The 12,287-nt window shown below is 66.7% G+C and carries 12 protein-coding genes and 1 tRNA gene; 5 read left to right on the forward strand and 8 right to left on the reverse strand.

Annotation, left to right across the window (positions count from 1 at the left end):
- Positions 1–27 precede the first annotated feature (27 nt).
- The 3 genes from D4766_RS01045 to trmD form a co-directional block, all read right to left on the reverse strand.
- The gene (locus tag D4766_RS01045) at positions 28–2,292 is read right to left on the reverse strand and encodes a S9 family peptidase (protein ID WP_120715784.1); all 2,265 of its coding nucleotides are present in this window, start codon (positions 2,290–2,292) and stop codon (positions 28–30) included.
- Between the two features lie 97 nt (positions 2,293–2,389).
- Positions 2,390–2,761 (reverse strand): 50S ribosomal protein L19, encoded by a 372-nt coding sequence (gene rplS, locus D4766_RS01050; RefSeq protein WP_120715785.1) that lies wholly within the window; start codon positions 2,759–2,761, stop codon positions 2,390–2,392.
- Positions 2,758–3,498 (reverse strand): tRNA (guanosine(37)-N1)-methyltransferase TrmD, encoded by a 741-nt coding sequence (trmD, locus tag D4766_RS01055; protein ID WP_120715786.1) that lies wholly within the window; start codon positions 3,496–3,498, stop codon positions 2,758–2,760. Before trmD ends, rplS begins: the two co-directional genes overlap by 4 nt.
- Before the next feature lie 38 nt (positions 3,499–3,536).
- Here trmD and D4766_RS01060 point away from each other — a divergent pair, with 38 nt between their 5' ends.
- Complete coding sequence (locus D4766_RS01060; RefSeq protein ID WP_120715787.1) at positions 3,537–4,469, forward strand: NAD(P)/FAD-dependent oxidoreductase; 933 nt, start codon at positions 3,537–3,539, stop codon at positions 4,467–4,469.
- A gap of 5 nt (positions 4,470–4,474) precedes the next feature.
- Here D4766_RS01060 and rimM read toward each other — a convergent pair whose 3' ends face one another.
- The 5 genes from rimM to D4766_RS01085 all read right to left on the reverse strand — a co-directional run bounded on the left by rimM (position 4,475) and on the right by D4766_RS01085 (position 7,709).
- Positions 4,475–4,957 carry a ribosome maturation factor RimM gene (gene rimM / locus D4766_RS01065; protein WP_120715788.1) on the reverse strand — a complete coding sequence of 161 codons (483 nt, stop codon included), beginning with the start codon at positions 4,955–4,957 and terminating at the stop codon, positions 4,475–4,477.
- 8 nt (positions 4,958–4,965) lie between these two features.
- Positions 4,966–5,577, reverse strand: a complete 612-nt coding sequence (rpsP, locus tag D4766_RS01070) for a 30S ribosomal protein S16 (protein WP_120715789.1) — start codon at positions 5,575–5,577, stop codon at positions 4,966–4,968.
- Positions 5,578–5,610: 33 nt separating this feature from the next.
- Complete coding sequence (gene ffh, locus D4766_RS01075) at positions 5,611–7,098, reverse strand: signal recognition particle protein (RefSeq protein WP_120715790.1); 1,488 nt, start codon at positions 7,096–7,098, stop codon at positions 5,611–5,613.
- A 117-nt stretch (positions 7,099–7,215) separates the two neighbouring features.
- A tRNA-Ala gene (locus D4766_RS01080) sits at positions 7,216–7,291 on the reverse strand.
- Positions 7,292–7,385: 94 nt separating this feature from the next.
- Positions 7,386–7,709: an FYDLN acid domain-containing protein gene (locus D4766_RS01085; RefSeq protein WP_120715791.1), complete on the reverse strand. Its 324-nt coding sequence runs from the start codon at positions 7,707–7,709 to the stop codon at positions 7,386–7,388.
- Between the two features lie 140 nt (positions 7,710–7,849).
- On the opposite strand from D4766_RS01085, the gene aroA reads away from it, so the two are divergent.
- From aroA to rpsA, 4 genes are all read left to right on the forward strand, one after another.
- Positions 7,850–9,178 carry a 3-phosphoshikimate 1-carboxyvinyltransferase gene (aroA, locus tag D4766_RS01090; RefSeq protein ID WP_120717975.1) on the forward strand — a complete coding sequence of 443 codons (1,329 nt, stop codon included), beginning with the start codon at positions 7,850–7,852 and terminating at the stop codon, positions 9,176–9,178.
- Positions 9,175–9,426: a CBU_0592 family membrane protein gene (locus D4766_RS01095; RefSeq protein ID WP_120715792.1), complete on the forward strand. Its 252-nt coding sequence runs from the start codon at positions 9,175–9,177 to the stop codon at positions 9,424–9,426. Before aroA ends, D4766_RS01095 begins: the two co-directional genes overlap by 4 nt.
- Positions 9,423–10,046 (forward strand): (d)CMP kinase, encoded by a 624-nt coding sequence (cmk, locus tag D4766_RS01100; protein WP_120715793.1) that lies wholly within the window; start codon positions 9,423–9,425, stop codon positions 10,044–10,046. Before D4766_RS01095 ends, cmk begins: the two co-directional genes overlap by 4 nt.
- Before the next feature lie 413 nt (positions 10,047–10,459).
- Positions 10,460–12,175 (forward strand): 30S ribosomal protein S1, encoded by a 1,716-nt coding sequence (rpsA, locus tag D4766_RS01105; protein WP_120715794.1) that lies wholly within the window; start codon positions 10,460–10,462, stop codon positions 12,173–12,175.
- Positions 12,176–12,287: the final 112 nt, after the last annotated feature.

Genomic DNA, 12,287 nt, shown 5'->3' on the forward strand with positions numbered 1-12,287 from the left:
TGCCGCAGAAAGCGCAACGCCCCGCCGTCAACGTCCGCCGCCGGGCACGCCGTTGCGGACCAAGAAGTTCAGGATCGAATGCCAGACGTGCGGGCTGATCTTGGGGCCCGAGACGCGGTGGGTGTATCCGGGATACAGCATCATCTCGAACGGGGTATTGCTGCCCTGCATCTTCGCGATGAAGGCGCTGGAGTTCTCGAACACGACGTTGTCGTCGCTAAGCCCGTGGATCAGCAGGAGCGGATCGACGATCTTTTCCGCATCCCGCATAGCATCGGACGTCTCGTAGACCTTCGCCCCCTCGCCAGTGGGAAGACCCATGTACCGTTCGGTATAGGCGGTGTCGTAAAGCTCCCACTTCGTCACCGGCGCCCCGGCGATACCGGCGGCGTAAAGCCCCTGGTCGGCCTCCAGCATCTTGAGCGTCATGTAGCCGCCGTACGACCAGCCGTAGGTGGCGATGCGGGCCGGATCGACGAAGTCGAGCGTCTTCAGGAATTCGGCCCCCGCCTTCTGGTCGGCAACCTCGACGGTGCCCATCGCGCGGTAGATTTGCTTCTCGAACTCCACCCCGCGGTTGGCGCTGCCGCGATTGTCGATCTCGAACACAATGTAGCCCGCGTCGACGATCGCCTGTTCCAGCGCCCCGCCCCAGCCCCGCGAGACCGTCTGCGAATGCGGCCCGCCGTAGTGCTCGAAGAAGACTGGGTAGCGCTTGCCCGGCTCCAGCGGAGGGGTCGTCATCTTCCAGTAGAGCTTGCTGCCGTCCGGCCCGTTGATCGTGCCGAACCGCGGTTCGCGATGGCTGGCTAGGAACGGCGCATAGGGGTGACTGTCGTCCAGCGCGTTCTCGTTGATCCATGCCAGTCGCTTGCCCGCGGTGTCGGCGAGATAGCTCTGCGCCGGCTGCCCCGGGTTCGACCGGCCGACGATCAGCGAGCGGCCCGCCTCGTCCATCCGGGCGCTGTTGGCGAAAGCCGGATCGCTGAGCCGCGCGATCTTCGACGGTGCCTTGAGATCGAGTGCGTAGATTTGCGGCGCGAGGACATCGTCCTTCGTACCGGTGAACACGACGCGGCCCGTCTTCTGGTCGACGCCCGACAGCCCGGTCACAGCCCAGTCGCCGCTGGTCAGTTGCTGCCACTTGCCGTTCGCGAAGCGATAGAGATGGCCGAAGCCGCTGCGTTCCGACCACCAGACGAGGCTGCCGTCGTCGAGCCATTTGTAGTTGTCGGTGAGGTTGATCCAGTGTCCGGCTGCGGCCTTTTCGGTGAACAGGATCCGGCTCTTGCCGGTGGCCGGATCGACCGCCAGCATGTCGAGCTTCGTCTGCAGCCGGTCGAGACGCTGGACGTAGAGCGTGCGGCCGTCCTTGGCCCAATCCACCCGCGCGAGGTAGATGTCCTTGTCCGCGCCGAGGTCGACCGGAACGCGGTTCGCCCCGTCCGCGTCCATGAGGAACAGCGAGACGTCGGCATTGGGCGTGCCGGCCGCGGGATAGCGCTGGTCGTAGGTCTTGGTGCCTTCCGCACCGATCGCCGCGCGGGTGACGACGCCCACCGGCGTCTCGTCCACGCGCGCGACAGCGATACGGCGGTCGTCCGGCGACCACCAGTATCCGGTGGAACGGTCGAGCTCTTCCTGCGCTACGAACTCGGCTTCGCCCCAGTGGACGAGGTCGCTTGTCTCGGGCGGCGAGATCGCCACCGGCGCGCCGTCGGCCGGTCCGGCATACAGGCGCCCGTCGCGCACGAACGACAGGTATCGCCCCGTCTCGCTGAGCGCCGGGTTGAGCGGATCCTTGCCGGCATCGAGCTTGGTCACCGACCCGTCGAGACGCGCGAGATAGAGCGCGCCGTCGAGCGGCACGAGGATCGCCTTGCCGTCCTTCGCCCAGTCGTAGGCGACGATGCCCTTCAGGCTGCCGATCCGCTGGCGTTCGCGCTGCATCTTTTCGGCTTCCGACAGCTCCGCGCCGGTACCGAGCTTGAGCGAATCCACCAGCATCGACCACTGGCCGCTTTCGCGGTCGAACGCCCACAAGTCGTAGCGCTCGCGGTCGTCGGCGCGGTTCCGCAGGACCGTGAGGTAGCGGCCGTCTGGCGACGGCTTGACCCCGCGCGGCGCACCGCCGTCGAGCGAGGGGCTGGCGAACACACGCTCGAAGGTCAGGTCGCCGGCGGCGGTCGGAACGGTCGGGTTCGCGCTCACGAGCGGGGTCTCCTGGGCCTGGGCGGCGGGCGATGTCAGGGCGAGTGCCGCAGCGGTGGCGGCGAGCAGGGTGGCTCTCATGCCGGATGCTCTAACGCTTGGATGCCCAAACGAAAAGGGCGCCCCGGTTTCCCGAGGCGCCCCATTTTTCGTAAGTTTAGTTTGGTGGCGGAAGAGCTCAGCTCTCCTTGCCGACCACCTGCTTGCGCTCGGCGATGCGGGCGCGCTTGCCGGTGCGGCCGCGCAGGTAGTAGAGCTTCGCACGGCGCACGACACCGCGGCGGACTACGGTCACGCTCTCGATATTCGGCGAAAAGAGCGGGAAGACGCGTTCCACGCCCTCGCCGAAGCTCATCTTGCGCACGGTGAAATTGCTGTTGATGCCCCGGTTCGAACGCGCGATGCACACGCCCTCGAAGTTCTGGGTACGGGTGCGGGTGCCCTCGACGACGCGCACGCCGACACGCAGGGTGTCGCCGGCCCGGAATTCGGGGATGTCCTTGCCAAGGTTCTCGATGGCTTCCGCCTCGAGCTGCTGGATCAGGTTCACTGGTCCGTTTCCTTCGTTTCGTGCCGCGCACCAGAGGCAGGCTGGACCCGAGCGCCACTATGACGCTCCCAAAGATCCGGCCTGCGTAGCCGTGTATCGTGTTCGCTGCGTGCCTTGCGCCACGCCGCGATCTTCGCATGATCCCCCGATCGCAGCACTTCGGGGATCGTGCGCCCTTCCCATTCCTGAGGTCGGGTGAACTGCGGATATTCGAGCAGGCCGTCCTCGAACGACTCCTCGGCTCCGCTGAGCGGGGCGCCCATTACGCCGGGAAGCAGGCGAATGCAAGCATCCAGCAGGGCGAGCGCGGCAGGCTCTCCGCCCGACAGGACGATGTCGCCGAGGCTCACCTGTTCGATGTGCGGACGCGCCTCGAACAGGCGCTCGTCGAACCCTTCGAACCGTCCGCACAGGATCGCCACCCCGGGGCCGGCGGCCAGCGAACGCACGCGCGCCTGATCGAGCGGCCTGCCCCGCGGCGTCATCGCCAGCACGGGCCGGTCGCTGCCCACGCTGTCGACCGCGGCGGCCAGCACGTCGGCTTTGAGCACCATGCCCGCCCCGCCGCCCGCCGGGGTGTCGTCGACCGTACGGTGCCTGTCTGTCGCGAAATCCCGCAGTTGCACCGTTTGCAGGTTCCAGTCGCCGCGTTCCAGCGCCCGTCCCGCAAGCGAAACGCCGAGCGGTCCGGGAAACATCTCGGGATAGAGCGTTATGACGGTAGCGGCGAAGGTCATGTCCTCGCCAATGCGCAAGGCTGGAGGGCAAGGCAACTATGAGCGACACCGAAGTCGGCGCGCCCGACGACTGCATCATCATCGGCGCGGGGCCTGCGGGCCTGACCGCCGCGATCTACCTTGCGCGCTATCACCTTTCGATCCGGCTTTTCGACAGCGGGGAGAGCCGGGCCGCGTGGATCCCGACCAGCCACAACCATGCCGGCTATCCCGAGGGGATCAACGGCAAGGACCTGCTCGACCGCATGTACCGCCAGGCGCGCCAATACGGCGCGGTACGGGAGGAAAAGACCGTCACGCACCTCGCCAAGACGGGCGATTGCTTCACGGTGGGCACCGACAGTGGCACCTACATCGCGCGCAGTGTGCTGATCGCAACCGGCGTCGTAAATCGCCGCCCGGACTCGCTGCCAGAAGACGTGCACGACGCAGCGCTTGCCGCCGGACTGCTTCGCTATTGCCCCGTGTGCGACGGGTACGAGGTGACCGACAAGCGCGTGGCCGTTGTCGGCACCGGCGACCACGGCACGGCCGAAGCGCTGTTCCTGCGCGGCTATACTTCCGACCTGACGCTGGTCAGCCCGCACGGCGATCATGACCTCGACGACGAATGCTCGGCCAAGCTGGACGACGCCGGCATCGTCCGCGTCGCCGGGCCCTGCGGGGAATGGACGATCGACGGCGAACGCCTCGCCTTCGCAACCGCCGAGGGGCGGATGGCGTTCGACAGCGTCTATCCCGCCCTGGGCAGTCACGTGCGATCCGAACTGGCGGAACTTGCCGGCGCGCGAACGACCGATGTCGGGTGTATCGTCACCGACGACCACCTCGAAACCAGCGTCCCAGGCCTGTTTGCGGCGGGCGACGTCGTGCTGGGGCTCGACCAGATCAGCCATGCGATGGGGCAGGCGGGCGTCGCGGCGACGACGATCCGCAACCATCTGGCGAAGGAACGCCCCCTCAGACGATAGACCGCTCAGACGATAAACGCGGGATCGACGAGCGCGCGAGTCCGATCCCATTCGGGGACCGCCTCGGCAGACATCGGCACCATCGCGCGCTTGCCGTCCGGCAGCTCGATTTCGAGCACGTCGCCCGCGCCGAAGTTGACGACGGCGACGATCGTGCCGAGCGCGTCACCTTGCGGCGATACCGCGGCGAGGCCGATCAGGTCGGCGTGATAGTACTCGCCTTCCTCCAGCGCCGGCATTGCCGAGCGCGGGACGGTGAGTGCGGTGCCGCGCAATTTCTCCGCGCCGGTGCGATCGGGAACTTCGGCGAACCGCGCGATCGCGCCGCCCTTCCCGTCCTCGCGGATCTTCTTTAGCGTCAATGCGCCATCGTTGAAGCTGTCGTAGCGGGCCAGCGCATCGACGCCGTCGCCGAACAGCTTCAGGCGGACTTCGCCCGTCACCCCGTGGGCAGCCGCGACGGCGGCCAGGGTGACGGGCTTGTCCATTCCGCAGCTCAGCCTTCGGCCTTGTCTTCGGTCGCTTCTTCCTGCGCCGGGGCGTCGGTCGCCGGTTCGCCGCCCGCAACCGGACCGCCTTCGTTGGCTTCCTCGGCCATCGCGGCGGCGTCTTCGGCGGTCGCATCGGCGGGGGTTTCGTCGGCAACGGCGTCGGACACGGCCTCTGCAGTCTCTTCAGTCTTCACCGAACCGGTCGCGTCGTTCTCGGCCGAGGTTTCCTCGACCTCGGGCTCGGCGGCAGCAGCGGCCTCGGCGGCAGCGGCCTTGGCGGCCTCTTCCTTCTCGGCACGCTCTTCGGCGCGGGCCTTCGCGTTCTCGCCCGGCTCACCCTTCTTGGGGTTGTTGCGGGCCGCACGCTCGCGAACGCCGGCGGCGTCGAGGAAACGGGCAACGCGGTCCGACGGCTGCGCGCCGACCGAAAGCCAATGCTTGGCGCGATCCCCGTCGATCTTCACGCGGTTCTCGTCGTCCTTGGCGAGCAGCGGGTTGTAGGTCCCGATCTGCTCGAGGTACTTGCCGTCGCGGCCCGAGCGGCTGTCGGCGACCACGATGCGGTAATACGGACGCTTCTTCGCGCCACCGCGCGACAGACGAATTGCAACTGCCATTTCACTTCACCTTTCTGAACTAAATTCCGAAAATCACTTCTTTTTCATCAAATCATTGAGGTTGCCCGGAAGGCGTCCGCCGCCCAGGCCGGGAAGCGCCGGAGGAGCCGAGCCGCTCCCACCCAAGCCGCCGCCACCAAGCCCGCTCATGCCGCCGGCACCGCCTCCGCCGCCCATGCCGAATGCAGCCGCGAGACCCTTGAACCCGCCCATCTTGCGAATCTGCTTCATCGCGCGGCCCATTTCCTGGTGCATCTTGAGCAGCTTGTTAACGTCCTGCACGTCGAGCCCGGCTCCGGCGGCCACGCGCTTCTTGCGCTTGGCATTCATCAGTTCGGGGCGAGCGCGTTCCTTCACCGTCATTGATCCGATGATCGCGTCCATGTGGACGAGCACCTTGTCGTCCATGCCGCTCTGCGCCATCGCCTGCTTCGCCTTCTTCATGCCGGGCATCATGCCCGCCAACATCCCCAGCCCGCCCATGTTTTGCATCTGCTTCAGCTGCATGCGCAGGTCGTTGAGGTCGAACTGGCCCTTCGCCATGCGCTTGGCCAGCGCCTCGGCCTCTTCCTCCTTGATCGCGGTTGCCGCGCGCTCGACCAGGCTGACGACGTCGCCCATGCCGAGGATGCGGTCGGCGACACGGCCTGGATGGAACGCCTCGATCGCGTCGAGTTTCTCACCGGTGCCCGCGAACTTGATCGGCTTGCCGGTGACGTGCCGCATGCTGAGCGCAGCGCCGCCGCGCGCGTCGCCGTCCATGCGGGTCAGCACCACGCCGGTCAGCGGCACTTCGCCCGAGAACGACTGCGCGACGTTCACCGCATCCTGGCCGGTCAGCGAATCGACCACCAGCAGCACTTCGGTCGGGACCGAGACCGAGGCGACCGCCTTCATCTCGTCCATCAGCGCCTGATCGACGTGGAGCCGCCCGGCGGTGTCGAGCATCAGGACGTCGACGTTCTGGAGCCGCGCCGATTCGAGCGCGCGGCGGGCGATGTCGACCGGCTGCTGGCCCTTGATGATGGGCAGCGTGGCGACGTCGACCTGGCTCCCGAGCACCGCGAGCTGTTCCTGCGCCGCCGGCCGCGCCACGTCGAGCGACGCCATGAGCGCCTTCTTGCCGTGCTTCTCGCGAATCCACTTGGCGAGCTTGGCCGTAGTGGTCGTCTTGCCCGAGCCCTGGAGGCCGACCATCATCACGACGACGGGCGGCTTCGCGGCAAGGTTCAGCGGTTCGGCCTGCGCCCCGCCTTCTCCGCCGAGCATCTCGACGAGTTCGTCGTGGACGATCTTGACGACCTGCTGACCCGGCGTGACCGAGCGCAGGACGTCCTGGCCGATCGCCTTTTCGGTAACGCTGTCGATGAAGCGACGCGCCACTGGCAGCGCCACGTCCGCCTCGAGCAGTGCCACGCGCACCTCGCGCATGGCATCGCGCACGTCCTGTTCGCTCAGCGCGCCGCGACCGCGCAGGCGGTCGAAGACGTTGCCAAGGCGATCGGACAGGTTGTCGAACATGCGGTACCTCAACTCGACCGGACCACATCAGCCCGGTAAATGCGAAAAACGCCGGCGGACGAAACCTCGTCGGCCAGCGTGCGGAAGCCCGTGGGCGACCGACTTGAAACTGTTCGATGGTGGAGCCTAGCGGGATCGAACCGCTGACCTCCTGCATGCCATGCAGGCGCTCTCCCAGCTGAGCTAAGGCCCCATCTCATCGATGTCTGCCGAACCGTCAGGTCCGGCGGGCCGCCCCTTTATGAAGGCGGCCCCGGGTTGGCAAGCCCGAAATCGGACTTGCGCGATTACTCGTCGTTATCGTCGTCGTCACCGCCGGTCTGCACGCCGAGATCGTCGTCGCCGCCGAGATCGACGTCGTTGTCGGGCGAATCGTCGTCCTCGTCGATGTCGTCGAGATCGTCGTCGTCATCGGACAGGTCGCTGTCGGGCTCCTTGTCCTTCTTCTTCTCTTCCTCGAACGGGATCGGCTGCTTCGACTTGAGGACCGGTTCCGGATCCCACTTCTCGCCGCATTCGATACATTCCACGGGATCGGCGTTGCCGAGATCGTAGAAGCGCTCACCGCACTTGGGGCACTGGCGCTTCGTGCCCCATTCAGGCTTGACCATTGTATATCCTCGATGCTGCCCGACCGCAGGCGATCCGGGCTGAAATTTCATGAGACTTGATGGGTGACCGGCGCACCGGAATCAAGAGCGGGCGCGCCTTGCCACAGGGTATGGGCGCTGTCAAAGAGCGCCGCCTGACGATGACCGAACCCCTGCCCACCCCGCGCACCTTCCTGCCGAGCGGCCCTTTACGCGGGCGCATCCGCGTGCCCGGCGACAAGTCGATTAGCCACCGGTCGGTGATGCTCGGCGCCCTCGCGGTGGGGGAGACACGCGTCACCGGCCTGTTGGAAGGCGAGGATGTCATGGCAACCGCCGCTGCGATGCAGGCGATGGGCGCCTCGGTCGAGAAGGTCGGCGGGGAATGGCGCATCCACGGCGTCGGGGTCGGTGGGCTGCTTCAGCCGCAGGCCGCGCTCGACATGGGCAATTCAGGCACCTCGACCCGCCTGCTGATGGGCCTGATCGCCAGTCATGCGATCACCGCGGCCTTCACCGGCGACGCCAGCCTCTCGAAACGCCCGATGGGGCGGGTGATCGAGCCGCTGAGCCGCGTCGGCGCCAGTTTCACTCCCTCGCCCGGCGGACGCCTGCCGCTGATGATGACGGGGGCCAGCGTCCCCGTGCCGATCGAATATCGCCTGCCCGTCGCCAGCGCGCAGGTGAAGAGCGCCATCCTCCTCGCCGGGCTCAACACCGCGGGCATCACCACCGTGATCGAACCGGTGCCGACGCGCGATCATTCCGAACGGCTGATGCGCAGTTTCGGTGCCGAACTGGAGGTGGGGGAAGCGGGCGGCGAACGCATCATCACGGTGCGCGGCGAGGCCGATTTGCGCCCGCAGACGATCGAGGTGCCGGGCGATCCCTCGTCCGCTGCGTTCTTCATGGTCGCCGCGAGCATCGTGCCGGGCAGCGACCTCGTGATCGAGAACGTCGGGCTCAACCCGACCCGTGCCGGTCTGGTCGAAGTCCTGCGGCAGATGGGCGCCAGCATCGAGGAAACAGACCGGCGTGAAGTCGGCGGAGAGCCGGTGGCGGACCTGCACGTCCGCCATGCCGAACTGACCGGCGTCGACGTCGATCCGGCGCTTGCGCCCAGCATGATCGACGAATTCCCCGTCCTCTTCGTCGCCGCAGCGATGGCGAAGGGGCGTACCGTCACCCGCGGGCTGGAGGAATTGCGCGTCAAGGAAAGCGACCGCCTCGCCGCGATGGCCGCTGCGCTGTTCTCCGCAGGCGCGCGGGTCCAGGAGACCGAGGACGGCCTCGTCATCGACGGGTCGGGCGGCGAACCCTTGCGCGGAACGGCGAATCGGCCGGTCCAAACCCATCTCGACCACCGGATTGCCATGGCGATGGCTGTAGCCGGCCTCTCTTCGAAAGACGGGATCGAGATTGACGATACCCGGCCCATTGCCACCAGCTTTCCCGACTTTCAGGCGCTGCTCGACAAGGTATCGACATGACCGACATCTACACTGTCGTCGGGTTCGCCGGCATGGCCTGTATCATCGCGGCATACGCGTACCTGACGTGGAGCCCGAAGCCGAACCCGTTCGTCCTCCACGGCACCAACCTTGCCGGCGCGGCGCTGCTCACCGTGTCGCTGCTGGTGCACACGAACCTCCCAAGTCTGGTGCTGGAAGGGTTCTGGGCGGCCATCGCGATCTACGGACTGGTGAAGGCCGTTCGGCAAAGGAAAGACACCGCATGATCATCGCCGTCGACGGCCCCACGGCGTCGGGCAAGGGTACTCTTGCCCGCAAGCTCGCCGAGCATTACGGATTGCCCTACCTCGACACCGGACTGCTCTATCGCGCGGTGGGACGGCAGGTCTTCCTCGACGGGGGTGACCCCGACGACGGCGGCGACGCGCTGGCCGCAACGACGTTTCCCGATGCCATGCTGAGCGACGAAACCCTCCGCAGCGAGGAGACCGGCGGGCTCGCGAGCCGTGTCTCGGTCCATCCTCCGGTCCGGCAGGCGCTGTTCGAACGGCAACGTCAATTCGCCGATCAGCCCGGCGGGGCAATCCTCGACGGACGGGACATCGGCACGATCATCGCGCCCGATGCCGACGTGAAGCTGTTCGTCACCGCCAGCGTCGATGCACGCGCGGAGCGGCGCTGGAAGGAGATGCGGGAGCGCGGCCTCGAAGCCGACCTCGCGGCGATCGCCGACGAGATCCGCAAGCGCGACGAGCGGGATGCCAATCGTGCCGACGCTCCCTTGCGCGTCGCCGAGGGCGCCTTCGTCATCGACACTACTGCCATGACCCGCGAACAGGCGCTCGCCGCGGCAATCGAAGCGATCGAGACGGCACGCAAGGCCTGACGCTGGAGAGCATTTTTCTACTCGGGCCCAGCACTCCATTAACAGGGCGATGGTTCCGACCCCCCAACCCGACATTCGACTCCGTGCGGGCCGCGACCGCGTTACCTGCACGAGCAAAAGGTGACAAAGGTTACGGCCCGAAAGGGTCTTTTCGGCCTAGGCGCCATTGCGAGCAGGGAGTTAACGAAACTCACCCCGTTCCGCTATGACAGGGCGTCGGCTTTTCCTTGCCATTTGCGCCACGCTGGCCTAGGCGCGCGCCCGTCCCGGACAGCTTTGGCTCGAATGGACCCGCGTGGCGGCATCCGGCCCCGCGCGGCATCGGCCCTCTTGGCCCGTTAAGGCAATCCCGCCGACGCGGAGAAAGACCCGGGTAGAACCCGAGGCCGGTAGCAAACACGAAGGAACCGCATATGGCTTCTGCAGCCACCCCCACTCGCGCCGATTTCGAGGCGCTCCTCAACGAACAGCTCGGCGGCGCCGGCGACGAAGGCTTCGAAGGCCGCGTCGTCAAGGGCACCGTCACCGCCATCGAAAACGGCATGGCGATCGTCGATGTCGGCCTGAAGAGCGAAGGCCGCATCGCCCTCAAGGAATTCGAGCGCGGCGAAGAAGATGGCTCGCATGGCCTCGAGGTCGGCAGCGAAGTCGAAGTCTACGTCGACCGCGTCGAGAACGCCGACGGCGAAGCGATGCTCAGCCGTGACCGCGCCCGCCGCGAAGCCGCATGGGACAAGCTGGAAAGCGAATTCGGCGAAGGCAAGCGCGTCGACGGCCGCATCTTCGGCCGCGTCAAGGGCGGCTTCACCGTCGATCTCGACGGCGCCGTGGCCTTCCTGCCCGGTAGCCAGGTCGACATCCGCCCCGTGCGCGACGTCACTCCGCTGATGGACATGCCGCAGCCGTTCCAGATCCTGAAGATGGACCGCCGCCGCGGCAACATCGTCGTCTCGCGCCGCGCCGTGCTTGAGGAAACCCGCGCCGAACAGCGCAGCGAGCTGATCGACAAGCTGGCCGAAGGCCAGGTCATCGACGGCGTGGTCAAGAACATCACCGACTACGGTGCGTTCGTCGACCTCGGCGGCATCGACGGCCTGCTCCACGTCACCGACATGAGCTACAAGCGGGTCAACCACCCCAGCGAGGTGATCAACATCGGCGATACCGTCACCGTGCAGATCGTCCGCATCAACCCCGAGACCCAGCGCATCAGCCTCGGCATGAAGCAGCTCGAGAGCGATCCGTGGGATGGCGTCGGCGCGAAGTATCCGGTCGGCATGAAGATGACCGGTACGGTTACGAACATCACCGAATACGGTGCGTTCGTCGAGATCGAGCCGGGCATCGAGGGCCTCGTCCACGTCTCGGAAATGAGCTGGACCAAGAAGAACGTCCACCCGGGCAAGATCGTCAGCACCTCGCAGGAAGTCGAGGTCATGGTGCTCGAGGTCGACAGCGAGAAGCGCCGCATTTCGCTCGGCCTCAAGCAGGCCCAGCGCAATCCGTGGGAAGAGTTCGCCGAAGCGCACCCCGTGGGTTCGAAGGTCACTGGCGAAGTCAAGAACGCGACCGAGTTCGGCCTGTTTATTGGCCTGCCTGGCGACGTCGACGGCATGGTCCACATGTCGGACATCGCCTGGGGCATCTCGGGCGAGGACGCGCTGGCGCTGCACCGCAAGGGTGAAGAGGTCGAGGCCATCGTGCTCGACGTCGACACCGACAAGGAGCGCATCAGCCTCGGCATGAAGCAGCTCGAAAAGGGTGCTCCGAGCGAAGCCGGTGCCGCTTCGGCGGGCGGTCTGAAGCGCAACGACGTGGTCACCGTGACCGTGCTCGAAGTGCGCGACGGCGGCCTGGAAGTGCAGGTCGGCGACGACGGCGCGACCGGCTTCATCAAGCGCAGCGATCTCGGCCGCGACCGCGACGAACAGCGCCCCGACCGCTTCCAGGTCGGCAGCAAGCTCGACGCGATGGTCACCGGCTTCGATCGTTCGAAGAAGCCCAACTTCTCGATCAAGGCGCGCCAGATCGCCGAAGAGAAGGAAGCGGTGGCCCAGTTCGGTTCGTCCGATTCGGGTGCCTCGCTCGGCGACATCCTCGGCGAAGCGCTGAAGAAGCAGGGCGAGTAAGCGAGTCCGCAAGGCAACTTGCGGACAACAGCGGCGAGACCGGCCGGCGGGCGAAGTCCGTTCGCTAGCGCCGCTGCCAGCGGCCACCTCACGGGATTTACTCCCGTGACGG

Origin of the sequence: Tsuneonella amylolytica (assembly GCF_003626915.1) — a bacterium.
Lineage (GTDB): Bacteria > Pseudomonadota > Alphaproteobacteria > Sphingomonadales > Sphingomonadaceae > Tsuneonella > Tsuneonella amylolytica.